Origin of the sequence: Isoptericola jiangsuensis (genome assembly GCF_048320105.1) — a bacterium.
Classification (GTDB): domain Bacteria; phylum Actinomycetota; class Actinomycetes; order Actinomycetales; family Cellulomonadaceae; genus Isoptericola; species Isoptericola jiangsuensis_A.
Window position 1 is genome coordinate 2049974 of record NZ_CP182942.1, and the last position, 24382, is coordinate 2074355.

At 75.1% G+C, this 24382-nt stretch carries 19 protein-coding genes and 1 pseudogene; 12 read left to right on the forward strand and 8 right to left on the reverse strand.

Annotated features, from left to right (window positions below):
• The first annotated feature begins 20 nt into the window (after nucleotides 1–20).
• The 7 genes from recC (at nucleotide 21) to ACNHYB_RS09635 (ending at nucleotide 12677) form a co-directional block, all read left to right on the forward strand.
• A complete protein-coding gene (gene recC, locus ACNHYB_RS09605) occupies nucleotides 21–3446 on the forward strand; it encodes an exodeoxyribonuclease V subunit gamma (protein ID WP_418275118.1) in 3426 nt (1141 codons plus the stop codon).
• Nucleotides 3443–6952, forward strand: coding sequence for a UvrD-helicase domain-containing protein (locus ACNHYB_RS09610; RefSeq protein ID WP_418275119.1), 3510 nt, complete (start codon nucleotides 3443–3445; stop codon nucleotides 6950–6952). The genes recC and ACNHYB_RS09610 overlap by 4 nt, the downstream gene beginning before the upstream one ends.
• Nucleotides 6949–9000 carry an exodeoxyribonuclease V subunit alpha gene (gene recD / locus ACNHYB_RS09615; RefSeq protein WP_418275120.1) on the forward strand — a complete coding sequence of 684 codons (2052 nt, stop codon included), beginning with the start codon at nucleotides 6949–6951 and terminating at the stop codon, nucleotides 8998–9000. The genes ACNHYB_RS09610 and recD overlap by 4 nt, the downstream gene beginning before the upstream one ends.
• A 249-nt stretch (nucleotides 9001–9249) precedes the next feature.
• Nucleotides 9250–10293, forward strand: a complete 1044-nt coding sequence (locus ACNHYB_RS09620; RefSeq protein ID WP_418275121.1) for an LLM class flavin-dependent oxidoreductase — start codon at nucleotides 9250–9252, stop codon at nucleotides 10291–10293.
• Nucleotides 10290–10892 (forward strand): GNAT family N-acetyltransferase, encoded by a 603-nt coding sequence (locus tag ACNHYB_RS09625; protein ID WP_418275122.1) that lies wholly within the window; start codon nucleotides 10290–10292, stop codon nucleotides 10890–10892. Before ACNHYB_RS09620 ends, ACNHYB_RS09625 begins: the two co-directional genes overlap by 4 nt.
• A gap of 73 nt (nucleotides 10893–10965) precedes the next feature.
• Nucleotides 10966–11733, forward strand: coding sequence for an MBL fold metallo-hydrolase (locus ACNHYB_RS09630; protein WP_418275123.1), 768 nt, complete (start codon nucleotides 10966–10968; stop codon nucleotides 11731–11733).
• A gap of 53 nt (nucleotides 11734–11786) precedes the next feature.
• Complete coding sequence (locus ACNHYB_RS09635; protein ID WP_418275124.1) at nucleotides 11787–12677, forward strand: LLM class flavin-dependent oxidoreductase; 891 nt, start codon at nucleotides 11787–11789, stop codon at nucleotides 12675–12677.
• Between the two features lie 128 nt (nucleotides 12678–12805).
• On the opposite strand, the gene ACNHYB_RS09640 is transcribed toward ACNHYB_RS09635, so the two are convergent.
• The 3 genes from ACNHYB_RS09640 to purS are packed head-to-tail and all read right to left on the reverse strand — an operon-like array spanning nucleotide 12806 to nucleotide 14381.
• Nucleotides 12806–13372, reverse strand: a complete 567-nt coding sequence (locus ACNHYB_RS09640; RefSeq protein WP_418275125.1) for a GNAT family N-acetyltransferase — start codon at nucleotides 13370–13372, stop codon at nucleotides 12806–12808.
• Nucleotides 13373–13389: 17 nt separating this feature from the next.
• Nucleotides 13390–14109: a phosphoribosylformylglycinamidine synthase subunit PurQ gene (gene purQ, locus ACNHYB_RS09645; RefSeq protein ID WP_418275126.1), complete on the reverse strand. Its 720-nt coding sequence runs from the start codon at nucleotides 14107–14109 to the stop codon at nucleotides 13390–13392.
• Nucleotides 14109–14381 (reverse strand): phosphoribosylformylglycinamidine synthase subunit PurS, encoded by a 273-nt coding sequence (gene purS, locus ACNHYB_RS09650; protein ID WP_418275127.1) that lies wholly within the window; start codon nucleotides 14379–14381, stop codon nucleotides 14109–14111. Before purS ends, purQ begins: the two co-directional genes overlap by 1 nt.
• A 244-nt stretch (nucleotides 14382–14625) precedes the next feature.
• On the opposite strand from purS, the gene ACNHYB_RS09655 reads away from it, so the two are divergent.
• Nucleotides 14626–15498: a septum formation family protein gene (locus ACNHYB_RS09655; RefSeq protein ID WP_418275128.1), complete on the forward strand. Its 873-nt coding sequence runs from the start codon at nucleotides 14626–14628 to the stop codon at nucleotides 15496–15498.
• A 114-nt stretch (nucleotides 15499–15612) separates the two neighbouring features.
• Here the strand turns inward: ACNHYB_RS09655 and ACNHYB_RS09660 are convergent, their stop codons facing one another.
• A complete protein-coding gene (locus tag ACNHYB_RS09660; RefSeq protein ID WP_418275129.1) occupies nucleotides 15613–16596 on the reverse strand; it encodes a phosphoribosylaminoimidazolesuccinocarboxamide synthase in 984 nt (327 codons plus the stop codon).
• An 87-nt stretch (nucleotides 16597–16683) separates the two neighbouring features.
• On the opposite strand from ACNHYB_RS09660, the gene ACNHYB_RS09665 reads away from it, so the two are divergent.
• The gene (locus tag ACNHYB_RS09665; RefSeq protein ID WP_418275130.1) at nucleotides 16684–17763 is read left to right on the forward strand and encodes a serine hydrolase domain-containing protein; all 1080 of its coding nucleotides are present in this window, start codon (nucleotides 16684–16686) and stop codon (nucleotides 17761–17763) included.
• A gap of 60 nt (nucleotides 17764–17823) precedes the next feature.
• On the opposite strand, the gene purD is transcribed toward ACNHYB_RS09665, so the two are convergent.
• Nucleotides 17824–19119 carry a phosphoribosylamine--glycine ligase gene (purD, locus tag ACNHYB_RS09670; RefSeq protein WP_418275131.1) on the reverse strand — a complete coding sequence of 432 codons (1296 nt, stop codon included), beginning with the start codon at nucleotides 19117–19119 and terminating at the stop codon, nucleotides 17824–17826.
• A 428-nt stretch (nucleotides 19120–19547) separates the two neighbouring features.
• On the opposite strand from purD, the pseudogene ACNHYB_RS09675 reads away from it, so the two are divergent.
• Together ACNHYB_RS09675 and ACNHYB_RS09680 are read left to right on the forward strand one after the other, a co-directional pair.
• Nucleotides 19548–20464, forward strand: a pseudogene (locus ACNHYB_RS09675) (glycoside hydrolase family 5 protein); the annotation flags it as partial.
• Nucleotides 20453–21313 carry a cellulose binding domain-containing protein gene (locus ACNHYB_RS09680; RefSeq protein WP_418278026.1) on the forward strand — a complete coding sequence of 287 codons (861 nt, stop codon included), beginning with the start codon at nucleotides 20453–20455 and terminating at the stop codon, nucleotides 21311–21313. The pseudogene ACNHYB_RS09675 and the gene ACNHYB_RS09680, both read left to right, overlap by 12 nt.
• A gap of 55 nt (nucleotides 21314–21368) precedes the next feature.
• Here ACNHYB_RS09680 and ACNHYB_RS09685 read toward each other — a convergent pair whose 3' ends face one another.
• The 3 genes from ACNHYB_RS09685 to ACNHYB_RS09695 form a co-directional block, all read right to left on the reverse strand.
• Entirely contained in the window at nucleotides 21369–22076 is a 708-nt protein-coding gene (locus ACNHYB_RS09685; RefSeq protein WP_418275132.1) for a transporter substrate-binding domain-containing protein, read from the reverse strand.
• Nucleotides 22073–23368 carry an adenylosuccinate synthase gene (locus ACNHYB_RS09690; protein WP_418275133.1) on the reverse strand — a complete coding sequence of 432 codons (1296 nt, stop codon included), beginning with the start codon at nucleotides 23366–23368 and terminating at the stop codon, nucleotides 22073–22075. Before ACNHYB_RS09690 ends, ACNHYB_RS09685 begins: the two co-directional genes overlap by 4 nt.
• A gap of 99 nt (nucleotides 23369–23467) precedes the next feature.
• Nucleotides 23468–23845, reverse strand: coding sequence for an STAS domain-containing protein (locus tag ACNHYB_RS09695; RefSeq protein WP_418275134.1), 378 nt, complete (start codon nucleotides 23843–23845; stop codon nucleotides 23468–23470).
• A 90-nt stretch (nucleotides 23846–23935) separates the two neighbouring features.
• Between ACNHYB_RS09695 and ACNHYB_RS09700 the strand changes: the two genes are divergently transcribed.
• Nucleotides 23936–24379 (forward strand): DUF3151 domain-containing protein, encoded by a 444-nt coding sequence (locus tag ACNHYB_RS09700; RefSeq protein ID WP_418275135.1) that lies wholly within the window; start codon nucleotides 23936–23938, stop codon nucleotides 24377–24379.
• The last annotated feature ends 3 nt before the right edge of the window (nucleotides 24380–24382 follow it).

Genomic DNA, 24382 nt, shown 5'->3' on the forward strand with positions numbered 1-24382 from the left:
CCCGCCCCTAGCCTGTCCTCGTGCTGCACATCCACCGGTCCGAGCGCGCCGACGCGCTCGTGGCGCCCCTGGCGCGCGTGCTGGCGGACCCGCCGGACGACCCGTTCACCCCGGACGTCGTGGCGGTGCCGACGCGCGGCGTGGAGCGGTGGCTCGCGCAGCGGCTGTCGCACCACCTGGGCGACGACGGCAGGGGCGCGGGCGTGTGCGCGAACGTGGACTTCGGTTCGCCGTCCCGGCTCGTCGCGTCGGCCGTGGCTGCCGTGACGGGCGTGGATCCGGACGACGACCCGTGGCGCCGCGAGCGCCTCGTGTGGCCGGTGCTGCAGGTGGTGGACGCCTCCCTGGACGAGCCGTGGGCGGCGCCGCTGGCGCGCCACGTGGGCGGGCCGGACGACGCGGTGCGGCGGTCGCGCCGGGTGGCACTGGCCCAGCGGGTCGCGGACCTGTTCAGCGGGTACGCCCGGCAGCGCCCCTCTGTGCTCGTGGCCTGGCGGGCCGGGGACACGACCGACGGCGTCGGCGACGCCGTCCCCGCCGACCTGACGTGGCAGCCGGCGCTGTGGCGGCGGGTCCGCGACCTGCTCGACGCGCCAGGCCCGGCCGAGGTGCTCACCGACGCCGTCGCCGCCCTGGAGCGCGACCCCGACGTCGTGGACCTGCCGGGCCGGTTGTCGGTGTTCGGGCCGACCCGGCTGCCGGAGGACCAACGGCGCGTGCTGCTCGCCCTCGCCCGTCACCGGGACGTCCACCTGTGGCTGCCGCACCCGTCACCGGCGCTGTGGGACGCGGTCGCCGCCACCCTCCCCGACGTCGCCGTGCCCGGTCCGGGCGTGCTGCGCCGGGAGCACCTCCCCGCGGTCTCCCGCCACCCGCTGCTGACGTCGACGGCGCGGGACTCCGTGGAGCTGCAGGTGCGCCTCACCGCAGTATCCGACCTCCCCGTGCCCGACGTCCCCGTGCCCGACCTCTCCGGCGCCGGGGTCGCCGTCGTGCACCACGCCGCCCCCGCGCCCCCGGCCACGCTGCTGGGCGCGCTGCAGGCGTCGCTGCGCGCGGACGAACCGGACCCCGCGGTGCCGCTGCGGCTCGACGCGGCCGACCGCAGCGTGCAGCTGCACGCGTGCCACGGCCGGTCCCGCCAGGTCGAGGTCCTGCGCGAGGTGCTGGTCGGGCTGTTCGCCGCCGACCCGACGCTGGAGCCGCGCGACGTCGTCGTGCTGTGCCCGGACGTGGAGACGTTCGCCCCGCTGGTCACCGCGACGTTCGGCTCCGTCGCGGACGGCACGGTCGGGGGACATCCCGGGCAGCGGCTGCGCGTCAGCCTCGCGGACCGGGGCGCCGGCGCGGTGAACCCGGTGCTGGCGGTCGTGGCGACCCTGCTGCGGCTCGCGGACGGTCGGGTGACGGCCTCGGACGTGCTCGACCTCGCGGCCGCCGCCCCGGTGCGACGTCGCTTCCGGCTCACCGACGACGACCTCGACCGGTGGCGCGCCTGGGCCGTCGAGGTCGGCGTGCGCTGGGGCGAGGACGGCACGCGGCGCGAGCGGTTCGGCATCGACCCGCGGGTGCGGCAGGGCACGTGGGACGCGGCGCTCGACCGGGTCCTGCTGGGCGTGGCGATGGCGGAGGAGGACGCCCGATTCGTCGGGGCGGCGCTGCCGCTGGACGACGTCGGGTCGACGGACGTCGAGGTGGCGGGCCGCTTCACCGAGCTCGTCACGCGTCTCACGGACCTGCTGGCGGGCCTTTCCGGCAGCCGCCCGTTGGGCGAGTGGCTGGACACGCTCGACCGGGCGGTCACCCTGCTGACGGATCCGGCACCCGACGACGCCTGGCAGACGGCCCAGGCACGGCGTGTGCTCGGCGCGGTGCGGACGTCGGGCGAGACGCACGCGGGGTCCCGGCTCGCGCTGGAGGACGTGCGAGCGCTGCTCGCCGACCGGCTGACGGGCCGTCCGACGCGCTCCGGGTTCCGCACCGGCGCGCTGACGGTGTGCTCGCTGGAGCCGATGCGGGCCGTGCCCCACCGGGTGGTGTGCCTGCTCGGCATGGACGACACCGTGTTCCCCCGCTCGGCCTCCCCCGACGGCGACGACCTGCTGGCCCGGGCCGCGTGCGTCGGTGAGCGCGACCGGCGCACCGAGGACCGGCAGATCTTCCTCGACGCGGTCGGCGCCGCGGCCGAGCACCTGGTGGTGCTGCACACCGGCGCCGACGAGCGCACGGGAGCGGTGCGACCTCCCGCGGTGCCCGTCGCGGAGCTCCTGGACACCCTCGACCGGATCGCCGTCGCCCCCGCCGGCGGGCCCGCTCGCGACCACGTGGTGGTGCGCCACCCGCTGCAGGCGGTGGGCGAGCCGAACTTCGTGCCGGGCGCGCTGGGGACGCCGGGGCCGTTCAGCCACGACGACGCCGCGCTCGCCGGGGCGGTGGCCGGGCGCGGCGACCGCGCGACGCCGGGGCTGCTCGTCACCGAGCCGCTAGCCGTCGAGCCGCCCGGAGGGTCGGAGGTCGACCTCGACGACCTCGTCGCGGTGCTGGAGCACCCGGTGCGCTGGTTCGTCACCAAGTGCCTGGGCGTGCGGCTCACGCTCGACGCCGACGAGGTGGACGACCGCCTGCCGCTGAGCCTCGACCCGCTGGTCGGGTGGGGCGCCGGGGACCGGATCCTCACCGCGACGCTGGCGGGCGCCGACCCGCAGCAGGTGTTCCAGGCGGAGTGGCGGCGCGGGCAGGCGCCGCCGCGCAGGCTCGGGTTCGCCGCGCTGACGACCGTGATGGACCGGGTGCGCCCGCTGCACGCCACGGCGGCGAGCGCGATGTCCACGGGCGAGGCGCGGGCGGTGGACCTCGCGGTGACGCTGCCCTCGGGGGTGTCGGTGGTCGGGACCGTGCCGGGCGTGCACGGCGAGCGGGTGGTGCGCGCCGAGTACTCGAAGCTGGCGCCGAAGCACCGGCTGCGCTCCTGGGTGCAGGTGCTCGCCCTCGCCGCGGCCCACCCGGGCACGTCCTGGGAGACGGGCACGATCGGACGCGCCCCCGTGTCCGCTCCGCGCGCCGCGTGGAGCCGGATCGCCGCCCCGGAGCACGCCGAGGCGGTGCGCCTGCTCGACGACCTCGTGCGGCTGCGCGCCGAGGCCGCGCGCGCACCGCTGCCGGTGCCCCCGGAGGCGGCGCACGCCTACGCGGTGACCCGGGACCGGGGTGCGGTGGACGCCGCCGCGGCGCTCGGCGAGGCCCGGTACACGTGGGGCGGCGGGTTCGAGAAGACCGACGCCTACCACGTGCTCTGCTGGGGCCCCGGCGTCGCGCTCGACACGTTCGTGGGCGTCCCCACCGACGACGACCGCCGCACCCTGCCCGGCGAGACCACCCGGTTCGGGGCGCTGGCACGCCGCGTGTGGGAGCCGCTGCTGGAACGCGAGGAGAAGGGGACCTCATGACCTCCGTGTTCGACGTCCACGGACCGCTGCCGCAGGGCACCACGGTGCTGGAGGCGAGCGCCGGGACGGGCAAGACCTTCACCATCGCGGCCCTGGCGACGCGGTACGTCGCCGAGGGCGCGGCCGAGCTGCGCGACCTCATGCTGGTGACGTTCGGGCGCGCCGCCACCTCGGAGCTGCGCGACCGTGTGCGCGACCGCCTGGTGCGCACGGAGCGGGCGCTGCGCACCGACGACCCGGCGTCGGACCCCGACCCGCTGGTCGCGCTGCTCGCCGCCGTCGACGGCGACGAGATCGACCGCCGCCGGGGGCGGCTGGCCGTGGCCCTGTCGCAGCTCGACGCGGCGACCATCACCACGACGCACGGGTTCTGCCAGCAGATGCTGGTGGCGCTCGGCATCGCGGCGGACGTCGACCCCGCGGCGACGTTCGTGCCGGACGTCGCCGACCTCGTCCGGGAGGTGTCGGACGACCTGTACGTGCGGCGCTTCGCCGACGAGGCGCACCCGGCCCTCACGCCGAGCCTCGCGGGCGAGGTCGGCAGGGCGGCCGTCAGCGACCACCAGGCGAACCTCGTCCCGGTCGAGCCGGGCGGCGGCGGGCCGACGTCGGTGGGCACCCTGCGCCACCGGGTGGCCGCGGACACCCGCGCCGAGACGCTGCGCCGCAAGCGCGCGCAGCACCTCATGGACTACGACGACCTGCTGGTGCTGCTGCGCGACACCCTCACCGACCCGGTGCACGGCCCGACGGCGGCCGCACGCGTGCGGTCCCGGTTCCGGGTCGTCATGGTGGACGAGTTCCAGGACACCGACCCCGTCCAGTGGGAGATCCTGCGCACCGCGTTCCACGGCCACCGCACGCTCGTGCTCATCGGCGACCCGAAGCAGGCGATCTACGCGTTCCGTGGTGCCGACGTCGTCGCATACCTCGACGCGCAGGCCGACGCCACGCAGGTGGCGACGCTCGGCACGTCCTACCGCAGCGACCGGCCGCTGCTGGACGCCCTGCACACGGTGCTCGGCGACGTCGCGCTCGGCGACCCGCGGATCGTCGTGCGGGCGGTCGACGCCGCGCACGAGGCCCGGTTCGACGGCGGTGCGCCGCTGCGGCTGCGGCACGTCACGAGCCGCTCGCTCGGCCTGAAGGCGGGGGCGGTGCCCGCCGTCGGCGCACCCCGGGCGCACGTGGCGCAGGACGTCGCGGCGGACGTCGCCGCACGCCTGGGTCGGGACGCCGTCGAGGACGGCGGGGCACGGCGGCCGCTGGAGCCGCGCGACGTCGCGGTGCTGACCCGCACGAACGTCCAGGCCGAGATGGTGCGCCGGGCGCTGACCGACCGGGGCGTCCCGGCGGTGGTCTCGGGGCTGTCGAGCGTGTTCGCGACGCCGTCGGCCCGGGACTGGCTGACGCTGCTGGACGCCCTGGAGCAGCCGGGCGCGCACGCCCGGGCGTCCGCCCTGGCGCTGACGCCGTTCGTCGGCTGGGACGCCGCGCGGCTCGCCGGCGCCGACGACGCCGCGCACGACGACCTGTCGGACACGGTGCGCCGCTGGGCGCGGCTGCTCGCCACCCGCGGCGTCGCGGCCCTGCACGAGGCCGTGACCCGGGAGGGCCTCGCGGAGCGGCTGCTGCGCCTCACCACCGGGGAACGGCAGGTCACCGACCTGCGGCACGTCGGCGAGGTGCTGCACGCCGCGGCGCTGGCCGAGGGGCTGGGGCCGCAGTCGCTCACGGCGTGGCTGCGGCGCCGCATCGGCGAGGCCAAGGTCGACTTCGACGAGGAGCGCAGCCGCCGCCTGGAGACGGACGCCGCGGCGGTGCAGGTCGTCACCGTGCACGCCAGCAAGGGCCTCGAGTTCGGCGTCGTGTACGTGCCGTACGCGTGGGACCGCTGGGAGCCGTCCACACCGGACGTGCTGCGCTTCCACGACGACCACGGGGTGCGCACCCTGCACGTCGGCGGCCCGGCGTCGCCCGGCTACGACGCCGCCCTCGACCGGAGCCGCCGGGAGGACGCCGGGGAGGACCTGCGTCTGCTGTACGTGGCCCTCACCCGGGCCCGGCACCAGGTGGTGGCGCACTGGGCGCCGTCGAAGTCGAACTCCGCCAAGGGTGCGCTCACGCGGGTGCTGCTCGCGGACCGGGTCCTGGGCGGGGAGCCGGAGAAGCAGGCGTCGTCGCGCCAGATGCGCGACGACGAGGCCCGTGCCGCGCTCGACGCTCTCGCCGCGCGCTCCGGCGGCACGGTCGCCGTGGAGGAGGTGCCGGCCGAGGTCCCGACCGCACGCTGGCAGCCGTCCGTGCGGGACCTGCCCGCGCTCGGGGTGTCCGCCGGAGGTCGGCTGCCGGACGCATCCTGGCGGCGGGCGTCGTACACGGCGCTCACCGCCGGGGCGCACCACGGTCCCGCCGGGTCCGGCCCCGCGAGCGGGTCCGGCTCCGGGACCGGGAGCGGGTCCGGCGCGGGCGCCCCGGCGGGGGTGACCTCGGAGCCGGAGGGCGCCGTCGTCACCGACGAGCCCGCCGAGCAGGCGCACGACGTGCTGCCGGTCGGCGCACCCGACGACGCGGGGACCGGGGCGGGCGCCGACCTGCCGTCGCCGATGGCGGACCTGCCCGCCGGTGCCGCGTTCGGCACGCTGGTCCACGAGGTCCTGGAGTACGTCGACACGGCCGCGGCCGACCTCGACGCCGAGCTGCTGGCGCACTGCACCCGGGCGGCAGCCTCGTCCCGCCTGCCCGGCACCGATCCCGCCCGCCTCGCCGCCGCCCTCGCGGTCGTCGCCCGCACCCCGCTCGGGCCGCTCGCCTCCGGGCGGACGCTGGCCGACGTCCACCCGCGCGACCGTCTCGCCGAGCTGGAGTTCGAGCTGCCGCTCGCCGGGGGCGACCACATCGCCGGAGGCCCTGTGCCCGCCGGGGCTCCCGCCGGAGCGTCCCTCGGCAGGCCGGGCGCGACCCTCGCCGACGTCGCGGCGCTGCTCGGCCGGCACCTCGGCGCCGACGACGTCTTCGCGGGCTATCCGGCGATGCTCGCCGACCTCGCGGCGGAGGACCCGCACCCCGCCGTGCTGCGCGGCTACCTCACCGGGTCCATCGACGCCGTCGTGCGGGTGACCGGTGACGACGGCGGGCCACGGTTCCTGGTGGTCGACTACAAGACGAACCGGCTGGGCGCCTTCGACGCACCGCTGACGGCCCACGACTACCGTCCCGGGGCCACGGCCGACGCGATGCTCCGCGCCCACTACCCGCTCCAGCTCGTCCTGTACCTGGTGGGGCTGCACCGCTACCTGCGCTGGCGGCTGCCCGGGTACGACCCGGACGTGCACCTGGGCGGCGGGCTCTACCTGTTCGTGCGCGGCATGTGCGGGCCCGACACCCCCGTCGGGCCGGACGGCGCACCGCACGGCGTCGTCGCGTGGGTGCCGCCGGCGGGCCTGGTGCCCGCGCTCTCGGACCTGCTCGACCGGGGAGCGCTGCGCAGCGAGGAGGCCGCATGAGCGCCGACGCCGTGGTCGGTGACGTCCGCACCGCCGCCGGTGCCCGGGGCCTGCTGGGCGAGCTCAACGCCGCCGGGATCGTCGCGTCCACCGACGTGCACGTCGCGACACGGCTGGGCCGCCTCACCGGTGAGGCCGACGAGCGGGTGCTGCTCGCCGTCGCGCTGGCCGTCCGGGCGCTGCGGGGCGGGTCGGTGTGCGTGCGACCGGGCGACCCGGTCGAGCTCGCGGCGCTCGCCCGGCCCGAGGACGACGGCGTCGAAGCGGGCGGGAGCACCAGCACCGGCGGGAGCGCCGGCGACGTCGGCAACGCCGGCGACGACACCTCCGGCGGGCGGGAGTCCCCGTGGCCGGAGCACGCGGCCTGGGTCGCCGCGATCGAGGCGAGCCCGCTGGTGTCGGTGGGGGTGGGCGGCCCGGCGGACCTGCCGGTGCGATGGGTCGGGGGTCGGCTCTACCTGGACCGCTACTGGCGTGACGAGCTCACGGTGCGGCGTCTGGTGGACGGTCGGGTCACGGCCGAGCCGTTCGACGTCGACGCCGACCGGCTGGCCGCAGCCCTGGCCCGGCTCTTCCCGGCCGAGGGCGACACCCGCCAGCGGCTCGCCGCCGAGCACGCGGCGCGACGTCGCGTCACGGTCCTGACCGGCGGTCCGGGCACCGGCAAGACGACGACGGTCGCGCGGCTGCTCGCCGTCGTCCACGACGTCGCGGGCGGGGACGCGGCACGCCCCGCATCGACGGGCGGCCCAGCGGCAAGCAGCCCGGCGGCAGGCGACGACCGCGCCGCGCAGGACGGCGCCCGACCGCTGCGCGTGGCGCTCGCCGCGCCGACCGGCAAGGCGGCCGCCCGCCTCCAGGAGGCGGTGCGCGACGTCGTCGCCGACCTCGACCCCGCCGACCGCGCCCGGACCGGGGAGCCCGTGGCGACGACCGTCCACCGGCTGCTCGGGTACCGCAGCGCGACCCGGTTCAGGCATCACGCCGGGCACCACCTGCCGCACGACGTCGTCGTCGTGGACGAGACGTCGATGGTGCCGCTGTCCCTCATGGCGCGGCTGCTGGAGTCGCTGCGCCCGGACGCGCGGCTCGTGCTGGTCGGGGACCCGGACCAGCTCGCCTCCGTCGAGGCGGGTGCCGTGCTCGGCGACCTCGTGAAGCGTCCCTCGATCGCCGGCGCGCCGCCGATCGGGTCGGTGCATCCCGCGACCGCGGCCGAGGCCGACGTCGTGCCGCTGACCGGTGACGAGCCCGACCGGCTGCGCAACGGCGTCGTCGGGCTCGTGACCGTCCACCGGCAGGGCGCGCGGTCGGCGATCCTGCCGCTGGCGAGCGCCGTCCGGGAGGGCCGCGGCGAGGAGGCGGTCGAGATCCTGCGGGCCGGGGTCGACGGGGTCGAGCTGGTCGAGACGGACACCGACCGACTGACCGAGGACGACGTGCGCGGTGTGCGCGACGACGCCGTCGAGGCAGGTCGACTGCTCGTGGCGGCCGCCCGCGACGGTGACCCGCACGGCGCGCTGCACGCCCTCTCCCGGCACCGGGTGATGGTGGCGCACCGGCGCGGGCCGGTCGGCGTCACCCGCTGGGCCGCACAGGTCGAGGCGTGGGTCGAGGAGGCCACCGGGGCCGGGCGCGGCGGGTCGGCCGGACCGTGGGTCGTGGGCCGTCCGCTGCTGGTGACCAGCAACGACGCGGAGGTGGGCCTCTACAACGGCGACACGGGCGTCGTGGTGGCCCACGGCGACGGCGTGGTCGCGGCGTTCGGCGACCCGCGCGACCCGCTGCGGGTGCGCACCCACCGGCTGCCGCCGGTCGAGACCGTGCACGCCATGACCGTCCACCGTGCGCAGGGCAGCCAGTTCCGCCACGTCTCGCTGGTGCTGCCTGCGCCCACGTCGCCGCTGCTCACCCGCGAGCTGCTGTACACCGCCGTCACCCGGGCGAGCGAGCACGTGCGCGTCGTGGGCACCGCGGACGCCGTCCGCGCCGCCGTCGCCCGTCCCGTCCGCCGCGCGAGCGGCCTGCGCGACCCGCTCCCGGGCTGACCGTGGTCGCCGACCAGGCGGTCGGCGACCGTCAGGCGTGGCGGTCTTCAGGGGGTCAGGTCCACTGCTTGAGGACGCGGCCCTCCTTGTCGCGGAACGCGCCGACGATGATCATGACGAGGTCGACCAGGGTCCATATCGACGCAATTCACCCGGCGACGCCGATCTCCTGTGGACGCCGCAGCACGGCGGGGCCGCGACACGGGGGACCCGGAATAGTCACCACTGCCCCGCCGGTTGACCCAGGCGATGAACGCCACCACCGCTCCCCGCCTGTCCGTCCTCGACCTCGTGCCCGTCCGCACCGGTCAGACCAGCGCCCAGGCGCTCGCGTCCTCGATCGCGCTGGCGCGCCGCGCCGACGACCTCGGCTACGAGCGCTACTGGTTCGCCGAGCACCACAACATGCCGGCCGTCGCGGCGTCGACGCCGCCGGTGATGATCGCGGCAGCGCTCGCGCAGACGTCGCGCATCCGCGTGGGTTCCGGTGGTGTGATGCTGCCGAACCACGCGCCGCTCGTGGTCGCCGAGCAGTTCGCCGCGCTGGAGGCGCTGGCTCCGGGGCGCGTCGACCTCGGCATCGGTCGGGCACCGGGCTCCGACCCTGTGGTGACCGCGCTGCTGCGAGCCTCCGGCCCGACGTCCGACGTCGACCGGTTCCCCGAGCACGTGCAGAACATCCTCGCCCTGATGGACCCCGAGGGTGCCCGCCTGCGGCTCACCGACGGCAAGGTCTACGACGTGCACGCCACGCCCGCCGCCGTGGCCGCGCCCACCGTCTGGCTGCTCGGCTCCAGCGACTACTCGGCGCGGCTCGCCGCCGAGCTGGGCCTGCCGTACGTGTTCGCCAACCACTTCTCGGGCGCCGGGATCGACGAGGTGCTGGCCCTCTACCGCGACGGCTACCGCCCGAGCGAGGTGCACCCCGAGCCGCGCACGTTCCTCACCGTCAACGCCGTCGTCGCCCCCACCCTCGCCGAGGCCGAGGAGCGCGCGACGCCACAGCTGCGCGCGATGGCGCGTCTGCGCACCGGGCGCCCGATGGGCCGCTCCGAGACCGTCGAGGAGGCGCTCGCCGACCCGCTGGACGGCCTGGGTCAGCAGATGGTGCAGGACATGCGCTCCCGCTGGCTCGTCGGCGAGCCGGAGACCGTCCGCGCGGAGATCGCCCGGCTGGCCGGTCGCCACGGGGTCGACGAGGTCATGGTCGTGCCCGTCGCCGGGACCTACGCGGGCGAGCCGCTGGACGCCACGCCCGGCCGCGTGCAGACCCTGGAGCTGCTGGCCTCGTGAGCGCGGCGGCCCGGCACTCGGCCACGGAGGTCGTGCGCGACGACGACCCGCGCCGTGAAGCGCTGGAGGCGGCCGGCTGGACGGTCGTGGCGACGTCGTTCGGTGCCGAGCTGACGGCCCACGGGGCGGACGTCGTCCGGCTCCGCGGCCTGGTCGGTGCCGTCGCGCCCCTCGAGGTGCGCCCGCTCGACGAGGGCGACGTCGAGGCCGTGCTCGACCTGGACGCACGGACCGCCGAGGACTATCCCGGCGGCCCCGCGACCGCGCACACCCCGTTGACCCGCAGCACGGCGTCGGCCAGGGGCGCTCGGCGCAGCTTCGGCGCGTTCGACGACGGCGTGCTGGTCGCCATGACGATCGTCGATCGCGACGGGGACGTCGTCGAGACGGACCGCACCGTCGTCGCGCCCTCGCACCGCCGCCGCGGGCTCGCGTCGGCGGTCAAGGCCGCCTCCGTCCTGGCGATGCTCGACGACGGCGCCCGGCGCTTCCGCACGGGCGGCTCGGCCGACAACACGGGAATCCTGGCCGCGAGCGCCCGGTCGGGGTACGTCGTCGACGAACGCTGGCTGACGTACGCCGCGCCCGACGTCGGCTGACCGGAGCGATCCGGCGCTCGGCCCGCCGGCCGGTCCAGCGTGTCCGTGACCGTGACCGTGCCACGATGACGGCATGACTCTGCGCACCCTCACGCCGTCGGTGTCCGTGCTGCGGGCGGACAACCCTGGCCCGATGACCCTGGACGGCACCCGGTCGGTGGTGCTGCGGGCGCCGGGTGCGGGGTCGTGCGTGGTCGTGGACCCGGGGCCCGACGACGCCGCGCACCTCGACGCCCTGGCGGCGGCCGGACCGGTCGCCCTGGTGCTCGTCACCCACCGGCACGCCGACCACACGGCCGGGTCCGCCGGCCTGGCCGAGCGCACCGGAGCACCGGTGCGCGCCGCCGACCCGGAGCACTGCCACGGCGGCGGCCCCCTGCGGGACGGCGAGACGATCGAGGCCGCCGGGCTGCGCGTCGAGGTGCTGGCCACCCCGGGACACACCGGCGACTCGGTGTCGTTCGTCGTCACGGGCCCCGGCGAGACCCCGGTGGTGCTCACCGGTGACACGGTGCTCGGGCGCGGCACGACGGTGCTCACCGAGCCGGACGGCTCCCTGGCGGACTACCTGGCGAGCCTCGACACGTTGGAGGCCGTCGGCGACGCCCGTCTCGCCGTCCCGGCGCACGGCCCCGAGATCGAGGACCTGGGCGTCGCCGTGCGGGCCTACCGCACCCACCGGCTGGACCGGCTGGCTCAGGTCCGTGCGGCGCTGGCGGTGCTCGGCGAGGATGCCGGCGTCGACGCCGTCACCGCGCACGTCTACGCCGACGTCGACCCGTCCGTGCTGCCCGCCGCCCGGCAGTCCGTGGCGGTCCAGCTCGCCTACCTGCGCCGCTGACCGGGCGGCGCGGTCCGGGAGCCGCTGTGGGCGGTGCGTGGCACGGTGGTCCCATGACCCCCGACGCTCTCGCGCCCGTCCGTCTCGGCATCGCGTCGGTGCCGACCCATCCGCCGGAGACGCTGCGCGCCCTGGCTCGCGCGGCCGAGTCCGCCGGCCTCGACGACCTCTGGGTCTGGGAGGACTGCTTCAAGCAGAGCGGGCTCGCCGCCGCGGCCGCGGCGCTCGGTTGGACGGACCGGATCAGGGTGGGCCTCGGGCTCATGCCCGTCCCGCTGCGCAGCACCGCGATCACGGCGATGGAGGTCGCCACCCTCGCGCGGCTGTTCCCCGGGAGGTTCGTCCCCGCCGTCGGGCACGGCGTCCAGGAGTGGATGGCGCAGGCCGGGGTGCGCGTCGACTCCCCGCTCACGCTCCTGCAGGAGCACACCCTCGCCCTGCGCGCCCTGCTCGCGGGCGAGGAGGTGACGACGTCGGGCCGCTACGTCACGCTCGACGCCGTGCGCCTCGACTGGCCGCCGACGACGCCGGTCCCGGTGTGGCTGGGCGGCGTCGGACCGCGGACGCTCGCCCTGGCGGGCGAGGTCGGGGACGCGCTCATCCTCGCCAACGCGCTCACGCCCGACGACGTCCGCGCGGCGGCGACGACGGCGCACGACGCGGCGTCCGCCGTCGGGCGCGAGCTCACCGACGTGCACGCCACGCTCATCGCGACCACCGGTCCGCGCGCCCAGGAACGCCTCGACGCCGAGCTGCCGGTGTGGGGGTCGGGCCCCGGGCGCGGCGTCGGCGCCGCCGGGGACGCGGGGACGATCGCCGCGGCCGTGCGGGCGCTCGCCGACGCCGGGGCGACGGTCGTCGCCATCCAGCCCACCGCCGACGAGCCTGACCTGGCGGCGTTCGCGACGTTCCTCGGCGACGAGGTCAGGCCGCTGCTGCGCTGAACGGGCGGGCGACCCCGCGCGCCCTGAGGGGCGCAGCTTCGTTCGGCACTCCTGCTCAGTTCGGCAGTTTGAACTGCCGAACGAAGTCCGAGGTACCGAGTGAAACCGGGGGCACGCCCCCGGACGCCTCAGAGAGGCTTGCCGTAGCAGAGCTGGTCGGCCTCTCCCGCGTACCGGCCGTACGACTCGATCGGCTCGTACCCGAGCGTCGTGTACAGCGCGACGGCCTCCGGCTGCGCCGTGCCGGTCTCCAGCACCAGGCGCCGGAAGCCGACCTGCCGCACCGCACGCTCCAGCTCGGCCATGAGGGTGCGGGCGATGCCCCGGCCCCGGTGCCCGGGAAGCACGATCACGCGCTTGACCTCGCCCGTGGCAGCCGGGTGCAGGGTCCCCCGCCCGCGCCCGTCGTCCGTGCCGGACACGTCGCGGATGCTGCCGCCGCCGACCGTGACGCCGTCGACCCGGGCGAGCAGCGTCATCACGATCGTGGCCGGGTCGATGACCTCGTGCGCGTCGTCGTCCCCGCCGTAGCGGCGCCCGAGCTCCGCGACGGCCTCGGCGCGGATCATCACCGCGTCCGCGTCGTCGAACGGGACCTCGACGATCTCGACGCCCTCGCCGCCGTCGGGCGCCCCGACCGGGCGGGCGTCAGGACGCTCCTCGAAGGCCGCGGCCTGGCGCACGTCGACACTCATGCTGAGCTCCGAGGTCGTCAGGCCGCGACGAGCGCGGCGAGCACGGACGTGAAGAAGCCCAGCCCGTCGACGCCGGTGCGCGACCCGTCGGCCGCCTCGGGGCCGAAGCCCGGCTCGACGGCGTGCTCCGGGTGCGGCATGAGGCCCACGACGTTGCCGGCCGCGTTGGCGATGCCCGCGATGTCGCGTCGCGACCCGTTCGGGTTGTTCCCCACGTAGCGGAACGCGACGCGGCCCTCGCCCTCGAGCTCGTCGAGGGTGCGCTCGTCGGCGACGAACTGGCCGTCCTGGTTCTTCAGCGGGATGGTGATCTGCTGGCCGGGGGCGTACTGGTTCGTCCACGCCGTGTCCGCGTTCTCCACGGCGAGCACCTGCTCGCGGCAGACGAAGTGCAGGTGGTCGTTCTTCACCATCGAGCCGGGCAGCAGGTGCGCCTCGGTGAGGACCTGGAACCCGTTGCAGATGCCGAGCACCGGCATCCCGCCCTTCGCGGCGTCCACGACGGCGTCCATCGCGGGCGCGAAGCGGGAGATCGCCCCGGCGCGCAGGTAGTCGCCGTAGGAGAACCCGCCGGGCAGCACCACGGCGTCGACGCCCTGCAGGTCACCGTCGGCGTGGAACAGCGACACCGGCTCGCCGCCCGCCAGACGCACGGCCCGGGCGGCGTCACGGTCGTCGAGCGTGCCGGGGAAGGTGATGACCCCGATCCGTGCGGACGCCAGGGTGCCGGCGGCCATCAGGCCACCGCCCCGGCGGACTCCTCGGAGACGTCCGCGACGCGCACGACGTCCTCGATGATCGGGTTCGACAGCAGCGTCTCGGCGGCCTGGCGGGCCGCCTCGAGCACCTCGGGCGTGACGTCGCCGTCCACCTCGAGCTCGAACCGCTTGCCCTGGCGGGCTCCGGAGAACTGCGTGAAGCCGAGGCGCGGCAGCGCCCCGACGACGGCCTTGCCCTGGGGGTCCAGGATCTCGGGCTTCGGCATGACCTCGACGACGACGCGTCCCACTTCGGGCTCCTCAGGTGCTCTGCGCGGTACCGCCGCTCCGAGATCCCGGTACTACCGCGCCACGACGGGCGCGCACGTAGCGGGCGGGAGCACGACGGCGGGGATTCCGCGGGCCAGTCTACCCGCGGCCGACCGGCCGCAGGACGCGTCAGGTCACACCCTGGTCACGACGTCGCGCCTGACCTGTCGTGATGTCGGCCCGACCCGCTAGGTTCGGCGCGAACCGCCAGTCAGGAGACCTTCAGTGACCGTTCAGCCGCCCGGCGACCCCTTCGCCGCGCCGACTCCTCGCCCCGACCAGCACCCCGGCCCGCAGGCCGACCCGCACGCCCACGTGTCGGCGCAGCCCGCCCACGGCGGAGCCCCGACCACGACGACCGAGGCCCCGGCGCCGTACGGGGTCCCGACGTCCGACGGCGCCCCCGCGCCGTACGGAACCCCCGCGCCCTACGGCACCCCGGCGCCATACGGCGCTCCCGCCTGGGACCAGCGCGCCCCTCTCGACGGCGTCTCGATCGCCGCGTTCGTGACCGGGCTGCTCACCCTCACGCTGATCCCGCTCGGCCTGGGCATCGCGGGCATCGTCCGCACGAAGAACGGCGCCCGCCGCGGTCGCGGCTTCGCGATCACCGGCGTCGTCCTCGGCGCGGTCTCGACGCTCGTGTGGGGCCTGATCATCGCCGGCACCATGGCGCTGCTGTCCAGCGACACGTTCCGCGACACGTTCGCGGAGGGCTACACCGAGGGCTTCAACGAGTCGACCGGCACGAACCTCGCCGTCGGCGACTGCTTCGAGCCGCCGGCCGACCTCACCAGCGGCGACCCCCTGGAGCACGTCGACTGCGCCGTCCCGCACACCGCCGAGACCTACGTCGTCCACGACATCACGGCCGACGAGTTCCCCGGCCTGGACGGGATGGACACCATCGCCCAGGAGCAGTGCCTGGGCACGTTCGACGACTACGTCGGTGCGCCGTACGAGGAGTCCGAGCTCGACATCCTCTACTTCTCCCCCACGGAGCTGACCTGGGCCGTGGGCGACCGCCGGATGATCTGCGGCATCATCGCCTACGACGGCAGCATGCTCGAGGGCAGCATCGCCGGCAGCGGACGCTGAGCGCTCCCCGTCGGTCCCCGCCCGGGAACCGACGGGGCGCACGCCTCTCCACCGGCGCCCGCCTCGCAGCGGGGCCGCGGCAGAGCCCAGGGCCTCCGCAGAGCCCGGGGCGCGTCAGAGCACCGAGCCGGTAATCCGTTCGAACGCCTCGAGGTAGCGCTCGCGCGTGCGGAGCACGACGTCGGCCGGCAGGACCGGAGGGGCGGTGTCGCCCGCACGGTCCCAGCCCGAGGCGTCGGAGGTGAGCCAGTCGCGCACGAACTGCTTGTCGAAGCTGGCCTGGGCACGGCCCGGCTCCCAGTCGTCCGCAGGCCAGAACCGCGACGAGTCAGGGGTGAGCACCTCGTCGCCCAGCACGATCGTCCGCTCACCGTCCGGGCCGGACACCGTGCCGAACTCCAGCTTCGTGTCGGCCAGGATCACGCCGCGCTCGCGCGCGATCTCCTCCGCCCGCGCGTAGACGGCGAGGGTCAGGTCCCGCAGCCGGGCGGCGTCGTCGCCACCGATCCGGTGGGCGACCTCGTCGAAGGTGACGTTCTCGTCGTGCTCGCCCACCTCGGCCTTGGTCGCCGGGGTGAAGATCGGCTCCGGCAGCCGGGAGCCGTCCACCAGACCGGCGGGCAGCGGGATGCCCGTGACCTGGCCCCCGGCACGGTACTCCGCCAGTCCTGACCCGGTGAGGTAGCCGCGAGCCACGCACTCGACGGGGAACATGTCCAGGCGGCGGCAGATCATGGCGCGTCCCGCGACGACGTCGGGCACCAGCCCGTCGCCCGGCTCGGCGCTCGCCTCGACCGAGACGACGTGGTTGTCCACGAGGTCGGCGAGCTGCTCGAACCACCACAGGCTGAGCTGTGTGAGCACCACGCCCTTGTCGGGGATGCCCGGGCTGAGCACGTGGTCGTACGCGGACACGCGGTCGGACGCGACGACCAGCACGACGTCGCCCAGGGGGTGCACGCCGCCAAGGGCCGGCAGGTCCGGGGAGTACAGGTCGCGGACCTTGCCCGAGTAGACGTGCGTCCATCCCGGCAGGTCGAGCGGTCCGCCGGCGAAGGCGTCGGCGGGCGTGGTCGAGGCGTTGCGAGAGTCCGTCACGGCGCCCAGTCTCCCATCCCTGCGCGACCGCGATCCGGCGGTGTCCATCTGCCGCGCAGCGGTGGCCGGGACGCTACCTTCGAGCCTGTGCGCCCACTCTCGATGCTGCGACGGTTCGTGCTCAACCCGGTGCTGGCTGTCGGTGACGGACGCCCCGGTGCCCCCTGGCCCGTGCCCGACGACGGCCCGGACCCGGCGCTCGGCGCCGCCGTCGCGCGGTTCGCCGCCGGGACGCCCGGGCTGCACGGCGTGGTCGCCGTCCACCGGGGCGAGCTGGTCGCGGAGTGGTACGGGCGCGGCAGGGACCACCGCATGGGGCGGCCGCTGGGGACGGTGGACTTCGGCCCGCACACGCTGCACGACGTGCGCTCGGTGTCCAAGAGCGTCGTCGCCCTGCTGTACGGCATCGCCCTGGCGGACGGCGAGGTCCCCGAGGTGTCAGCACCCCTGATGGCCCAGTTCCCCGAGTACCCGGACCTGGTCGCCGATCCCCGGCGCACCGGCATCACGATCGAGCACGCCCTGACGATGACCACCGGGCTGCAGTGGTGGGAACGGCCGCCGTACCGCGACCCGCGCAACGGCGAGATCGCGATGCGTCTCGCACCGGACCCGTACCGCTACGCCCTGGAGCGGCCGGTCGAGGGACCGCCGGGCGAGGCCTGGAACTACTGCGGCGGCACCACCGAGGTGATCGGCCACCTGATCGCTCGCGGCACCGGTGTGCCGTTGCACGAGTACGCGTGGACCCGGCTGCTCGCCCCGCTCGGCATCGGCGGCGCGGAGTGGATCGCCACGCCCGAGCGCGTGCCGGTCGCCTGCTCGGGACTGCGCCTGGCGCCGCGCGACCTGGCCCGGATCGGTCGGCTGGTGCAGGACGGCGGGGCCCGGGACGGCGTGCAGGTCGTCCCGTCCGCCTGGGTCGACCGCATGCTGACCGGTCGCACGGCGACGACCTGGGGCAGCGGGTACGGCTACCAGTGGTACCTGGGCGGCACGGGGCCGGACCGGTGGGTCGGCGGGATCGGCAACGGTGACCAGCGGCTGCACGTGCTCCCCGGGCACGACCTCGTCGTGGTGCAGACGACCGGGAACTACGACCGCGCACCGGAGCAGAGCTCCCTGCCCGGGCTCGTCGAGCTCGTCCTGGCGCACGTCCGGGACTGACCGAGAACGCCCGGTGGCCCCTGCGCAGGGGTCACCGGGCGCACGCCGAAGGAGGCGTCGTCAGGGGACGGCGACCTCGCCGCGCTCAGCCTTCAGGGCGATGTCGGTGCGGTGGTGGGAGTCGGCCAGCCCGATCCGCGCGACGCCCGCGTACGACGCCGCCCGCGCGGCCGCGAGGTCCGCCCCGCGCCCCACGACGGACAGCACGCGCCCGCCCGCGGAGACCAGGGTGCCGTCGTCCGCGAGCGCCGTGCCGGCGTGCAGCACGTGCACGTCGGCGAGCCCCTCGGCGTCGTCGATGCCCGTGATCGCGTCCCCCGAGCGGGGGCCCTGCGGGTACCCGTGCGAGGCGACGACGACGTTGACGACCGCGTCGTCGGACCAGTGCAGCGGGGGCTGCTCGGCGAGCTCGCCGCGTGCGGCCGCCAGCATGACGCCGGACAGCGGTGTGTCGAGGCGGGTCAGCACGGCCTGGATCTCCGGGTCGCCGAACCGGGCGTTGAACTCCACCACGCGGGTCCCGCGCGAGGTGAGGGCGAGCCCCACGTAGAGCACGCCGGAGAACGGGGTGCCGCGCCGCGCCATCTCGTCGACGGTGGGTTGGGCGATGCGGTCGACGACCTCGCCCACGAGGCCCTGCGGCGCCCAGTCGAGCGGGGTGTAGGCGCCCATGCCGCCGGTGTTGGGGCCGGCGTCGTCGTCGGCGACGCGCTTGAAGTCCTGCGCGGGGACCATGGGGACGACGGTGGTGCCGTCGCACAGGCAGAACAGGGACACCTCGGGGCCGTCGAGGTACTCCTCGACGACGACCACGCCGTCGGCCCCGCGGGCGGCGAGCGCCGCCTCGGCGTGGGCGAGCGCCTCGGCGCGGTCGGAGGTGACCACGACGCCCTTGCCGGCGGCGAGGCCGTCGTCCTTGACGACGTGCGGGGCGCCGAAGGCGTCGAGGGCGTCGGCGACCTCGTCGACGGTGGTGCACACGCGGGCCATCGCGGTGGGGACGTTGGCGGCGGCCATGACCTCCTTGGCGAACGCCTTCGAGCCCTCGAGACGTGCCGCCTCGGCGGACGGCCCGAACACGGGGACTCCGGCGTCACGTACGGCGTCGGCGACGCCGGCGACGAGCGGCGCCTCGGGGCCGACGACGACGAGGTCCGCACCGAGGTCCGCGGCGAGCGTCGCGACGGCGGCGCCGTCGACGGCGTCCACGGCGTGCAGCGTGGCCTGGCGGGCCATGCCCGGGTTGCCGGGGGCGGCGTGCAGCTCGTGCGGCGCGCCTCCCGCCGACGACTCGGAGGCCAGGGCGTGGACGATGGCGTGCTCGCGAGCACCGTTCCCGACGACGAGGATCTTCACGGTCGTTCAGTGTAGGTGCCCCGCCGTGGGTGCCGTCGTCGCGGGATAGCGCCTCCCCGGTACCGGGGTCGACGACTAAAGGTTTCAGCCGGTGGATCTCGTGGCGGCACCAGGGCGAACTTTGACCAGTTCGCCAGGGCCCGGCGACACCTGCACGTGACCACACCCCTGCACGACACCGACGGAGATGTCCTGTGACAACACCCCGATCACCCCGGCGGACCACGCACCGCCTCGCCGCTGCCGCGGCGACCCTCACCCTGGTGGGCGGCGCCCTGTCCGCGGCCCAGGGAGCGACGGCGGCACCTCCGGCCGGCGCCGTCCCGGCCGCCGCAGGCGCCGTGGCGGCGTCGCCGGCCACCGACGGCGACGACTGGCTCACCACGGACGGGAACCAGGTCGTCGACGCGGCGGGCAACCCCGTGTGGATGACCGGCGCCAACTGGTTCGGCTTCAACGCCAGCGAGCGGGTCTTCCACGGCCTGTGGTCCGGCAACATCGAGACGATCACCCGGCAGATGGCCGAACGCGGCATCAACCTCGTGCGCGTCCCCGTCTCGACGGAGCTGCTCGTGGAGTGGAAGGACGGTGAGACGGTGGTCCCCAACGTCAACACCGCCGCCAACCCGGAGCTGACGGGGATGGACAACAAGGAGATCTTCGACTACTGGCTCGGCCTCTGCGAGAAGTACGGGCTCAAGGTGCTCGTCGACGTCCACAGCGCCGAGGCCGACAACTCCGGCCACGTGTACCCCATGTGGTACTCGAGCGAGGTGTCGACCGAGGACTTCTACGCCGGCTGGGAGTGGCTCGCGGACGAGTACAAGGACGACGACACGATCGTCGCCGCCGACCTGGAGAACGAGCCGCACGGCAACCAGTCCCAGTCCCCGCGGGCGAAGTGGGACGACTCGACGGACGAGGAGAACTGGAAGCACGTCGCCGAGACCGCGGCCGAGAAGATCCTCGCGATCAACCCGAACCTGCTGATCCTCGTCGAGGGCATCGAGATCTACCCGCGTGACGGCGAGAACTGGACGTCCACCGACGAGGACGACTACTACGCGAACTGGTGGGGCGGCAACCTGCGCGGCGCGGCCGACCACCCTGTCGAGGTCGGTGGCGGGCTGGACGCCCAGATCATGTACTCCCCCACGACTACGGTCCGCTGGTGTTCGAGCAGACCTGGTTCGAGGGGGACGACTGGGACCGGGACAGCCTCGAGAACGACGTCTGGGACCCCAACTGGCTGTACCTGCACAAGGACGGCACCTCGCCGCTGCTGATCGGCGAGTGGGGCGGATTCCTCGACGGCGCCGAGAACCAGAAGTGGATGGAGGCGCTGCGCGACGCCATCGTCGACTACCGCCTGCACCACACGTTCTGGTGCCTGAACCCGAACTCCGGCGACACCGGAGGGCTGCTGCTCAACGACTGGAACTCGTGGGACGAGGAGAAGTACGCCCTGCTGAAGCCGTCGCTGTGGCAGGAGGACGGCAAGTTCGTCTCCCTGGACCACCAGGTTCCCCTGGGCGGGTACGACTCGACGACGGGCGTCGCCCTCAGCGACGTCGCTGCCGGCGGCAGCGACACCACTGCGCCGTCCGTGCCGCAGGACCTCGCCGCCGGGGACGTCACGGGCACGACGGCGCAGCTCACCTGGAGCGCGTCGACGGACGACACCCGGGTGGCGCGCTACGAGGTGGTCGACACGGGCAGCGGTGACGTCGTCGCCACGACGTCGACCCCCGGCCTCACCGTGGAGGGTCTGAGCCCGGGCACGGAGTACACGTTCACCGTGCGCGCCCGGGACGGTGCCGGCAACACCTCGGCCGCGTCGGCGGGCGTCACCGTCACCACGGCCGCAGGTGGCGCCACGGGCGCCTGCACCGTCGCGTTCGGCGTCGAGAACCGTTGGAGCAGCGGCTACACCGCGAACGTCACGATCACCAACGACGGTGCCACGGCCTGGGACGGCTGGCTCCTGGAGTTCGAGGCACCGACGGGCCAGGCGCTGGTCAACGGCTGGTCGGCCGACTGGGCCCAGTCGGGCACGACGATCGCGGCGAGCTCCTTCGCCTGGCAGCCCGCCCTCGCACCGGGCGGTTCGGTCCAGCTGGGCCTGCAGGTGAGCGGGACCGGCGCGGCGCCGTCGACGTTCACCGTCGACGGGGCACGCTGCGCCACGGCGTGACCGGCTGATCCCCGCCGGCGGGGCCCGGGTCCTGCGGGACCCGGGCCCCGTCCGTTCAGGATGCGACGGTGGCGTCCTGGCCCGACGCGGCCAGGGCGTCGGCCACGAACCCGGAGGCGACCAGGTCGGCGAGGTTCTCGCGCAGCCAGGCCACGGCGTGCCGGGGTCGTTCCCGCCCGGTCGCGACCGCCTGGCGGATCTCGGTGAAGCGGGGCTCCAGGATCGTCGTCCGTCCGCGCGCCTCGGCCCAGCGCACGAGCGGCTGGCGGATGCCGGCGGCGACGTCGGCGGCACCGGCCTCGAGCACGGCGGTGCCCTCGGCTCCCCGCACGATCCGAGCGTGCCGCAGCGTCCGGGTCAGCGCCAGGTCGTAGGCCGACCCCTCCTTGACGCCGATCCGCACGCCCGGCGCGTCGACGTCGTCCGCGCGGCGCAGCGAGGACGACGCCGGCACCGCGTACACGCCCTCGATCAGCACGTAGGGGTCGGTGAAGACCACGTGCTCGGCACGCTGCGGCTCGGCCGCGAGGAACCCGACGTCGACCAGACCGTCACGCACGGCGGCGAACGAGTCCCGTGCGGCGTCCACGCAGGTCAGGTGGACCGGCACCCCGAGCCGGTCCGCCAGCTCCCGGGCCAGGTCGACGGTGACGCCGGCAGGGGCGTCGGGCGTGCCCTGGGCGAGCACCGGGTTGCCGAGGTTGACCACCGCACGCAGCACCCCCGTCGGCGCCAGGTCCTCGACGGGTGCCGGTGCCGTCATGCGCGGGCGTGCACCAGGTCGTGGACGGGGATGATCTCGTCGCGGCGCGGCCCCACGCCGACGGCGGAGATGCGGCAGCCCGAGATGTCCTCCAGCGCGTCCAGGTAGGCGCGGGCGTTGGCGGGCAGGTCCTCCAGCGTGCGGCAGTGCGAGATGTCCTCCCACCAGCCGGGGAACTCCTCGTAGATCGGCTTGGCGTGGTGGAACGCGGACTGGTCGTCCGGCATCTCGTCGTAGCGGGTGCCGTCGACGTCGTAGGCGACGCAGACCGGGACCTTCTCCATGCCGGTGAGCACGTCCAGCTTGGTGACGACAAGGTCGGTGAGGCCGTTGACGCGCGCCGAGTAACGGGCGATCACGGAGTCGTACCAGCCGCAGCGCCGGGCCCGGCCCGTGGTGACGCCGTACTCGCCGCCCGTCTTGAGCAGGTACTCGCCGTTGGCGTCGAACAGCTCGGTGGGGAACGGGCCCTCGCCCACGCGCGTGGTGTACGCCTTGATGACGCCGATGATGGAGTCGATGCGCGTCGGGCCGACGCCGGAACCCGTCACCGCGCCGCCCGCGGTGGCGTTCGACGACGTCACGAACGGGTAGGTGCCGTGGTCGACGTCGAGCATCGTCGCCTGGCCGCCCTCGAAGAGGACCGTCTTGTCCGCGTCGAGCGCCTGGTTGAGCACCAGGCCCGTGTCCGCGACCATCGGCTTGAGACGGTCGGCGAGACCGAGGAGCTCCTCGACGACCTCGTCGACCTCGACGGCGCGCCGGTTGTACACCTTGACCAGCAGGTGGTTCTTCTGGTCGAGCGAGCCCTCGACCTTCTCCGCGAGGATCTTCGGGTCGAACAGGTCCGCGACGCGCAGTCCGACGCGGTTGATCTTGTCGGCGTACGCCGGGCCGATGCCACGACCCGTGGTGCCGATGCGCCGCTTGCCCAGGAACCGCTCCGTCACCTTGTCGATGGTGCGGTGATAGCTGGCGATGACGTGCGCGCCGGACGACACGAGCAGCTTCGAGGTGTCCACCCCGCGCGCGTTCAGGTCGTCCAGCTCCTCGAACAGCACCTCGATGTCCACCACGACACCGTTGGCGATGACGGGCGTGACCCCCGGCGACAGGATTCCCGAGGGCAGCAGGTGCAGCGCGTACTTCTCGTCACCGATGACGACCGTGTGCCCGGCGTTGTTGCCGCCGTTGAACTTCACGACATAGTCGACGCGGTCCCCGAGCAGGTCCGTCGCCTTGCCCTTGCCCTCATCACCCCACTGAGCCCCGACGAGCACCACCGCTGGCATGGGATCAACTCTCCTCGTGAATTCGACAGGCCCGAGGGCTTCCACCGGGCCTCGGCAGAGTTTACCCGTCCATGACCTGTCGGCCAGGGAGCACCGCGCTCAGGCGGGGCGCGGACGCTGCGGGAGCGGGATGGCGCCGCTGCCGCCCGGCTGTGCCGTCTGCTCGCACCGGTGGTCGGCGTCGACGCGGAAGAGGTCGAGCGCGCCGCACACCTCCAGCACGAACAGGTCGCGCTCGTCGGCGCCGCGCAGCACCGTGGCGCCGCCACGCTTGCGTCCCGAGTCCGCGAGGGAGATGAGGAACGCCGCACCGGTGGAGTCCATGAACGTCACGCGACACATGTCGAGGACGAGCAGCTGACGGCGCAGACCGACGACGCGCGCCGTGATCTCGGGGAACTGCTCCCTCTCGGCGAGGTCGAGGTCACCGGCGATCACGAGCGTCGTCGTCGTGGAGGACGTCGCGATCTCGATCATGCGCCCGAGCCTACCCGTGCGCAGCCGCCCCCACGCGCGCAACGACCCGCGCGATGGTGGTTCCGGCCCGTCGGCTGGGAGAATACGGCCATGAGCCACTCCATCCCTCGGGACAACCTGCTCCCCGGCCCCGCACCGACCCTGCTGCCCGACGACCACGCGGCCGTGCGCGAGAGCCTCGACGCCGGCGGCGACCCCGCCGCCCTCGCCGCCGAGCACCCCGCCGCCGGCCTCGCGTGGGCGGTGCTCGCCGAGCAGACGCTCGACGGCGGCGACGACGTCGTGCACGCCGTCACCGCGTACGCCTACGCCCGGACCGGCTACCACCGCGGCCTGGACGCGCTGCGCCGTGCCGGCTGGCGCGGTCAGGGCCCCGTGCCGGCCGACCACGTCCCCAACCAGGGGTTCCTGCGGGCGCTGCTGGCGCTCGCCGAGTCCGCCGAGCGCATCGGCGAGACGGACGAGGCCGCCCGCTGCACGACGTTCCTGCAGGACTCCGCGACGTCCGTGGACGAGGTGCGGGCGCTGCGCTGACCC

Excerpts from the sequence above, each read along its gene's own strand:
- ACNHYB_RS09700 (WP_418275135.1), top strand. The coding sequence starts at position 23,936 with ATGAGCCACTCCATCCCTCGGGACAACCTGCTCCCCGGCCCCGCACCG.
- ACNHYB_RS09680 (WP_418278026.1), top strand. The coding sequence starts at position 20,453 with ATGGAGGCGCTGCGCGACGCCATCGTCGACTACCGCCTGCACCACACG.
- purQ (WP_418275126.1), bottom strand. The coding sequence starts at position 14,109 with ATGGCCGCCGGCACCCTGGCGTCCGCACGGATCGGGGTCATCACCTTC.
- ACNHYB_RS09630 (WP_418275123.1), top strand. The coding sequence starts at position 10,966 with ATGACTCTGCGCACCCTCACGCCGTCGGTGTCCGTGCTGCGGGCGGAC.
- ACNHYB_RS09685 (WP_418275132.1), bottom strand. The coding sequence starts at position 22,076 with ATGACGGCACCGGCACCCGTCGAGGACCTGGCGCCGACGGGGGTGCTG.
- ACNHYB_RS09690 (WP_418275133.1), bottom strand. The coding sequence starts at position 23,368 with ATGCCAGCGGTGGTGCTCGTCGGGGCTCAGTGGGGTGATGAGGGCAAG.
- recD (WP_418275120.1), top strand. The coding sequence starts at position 6,949 with ATGAGCGCCGACGCCGTGGTCGGTGACGTCCGCACCGCCGCCGGTGCC.
- ACNHYB_RS09610 (WP_418275119.1), top strand. The coding sequence starts at position 3,443 with ATGACCTCCGTGTTCGACGTCCACGGACCGCTGCCGCAGGGCACCACG.
- ACNHYB_RS09620 (WP_418275121.1), top strand. The coding sequence starts at position 9,250 with ATGAACGCCACCACCGCTCCCCGCCTGTCCGTCCTCGACCTCGTGCCC.
- ACNHYB_RS09635 (WP_418275124.1), top strand. The coding sequence starts at position 11,787 with ATGACCCCCGACGCTCTCGCGCCCGTCCGTCTCGGCATCGCGTCGGTG.
- ACNHYB_RS09640 (WP_418275125.1), bottom strand. The coding sequence starts at position 13,372 with ATGAGTGTCGACGTGCGCCAGGCCGCGGCCTTCGAGGAGCGTCCTGAC.
- ACNHYB_RS09695 (WP_418275134.1), bottom strand. The coding sequence starts at position 23,845 with ATGATCGAGATCGCGACGTCCTCCACGACGACGACGCTCGTGATCGCC.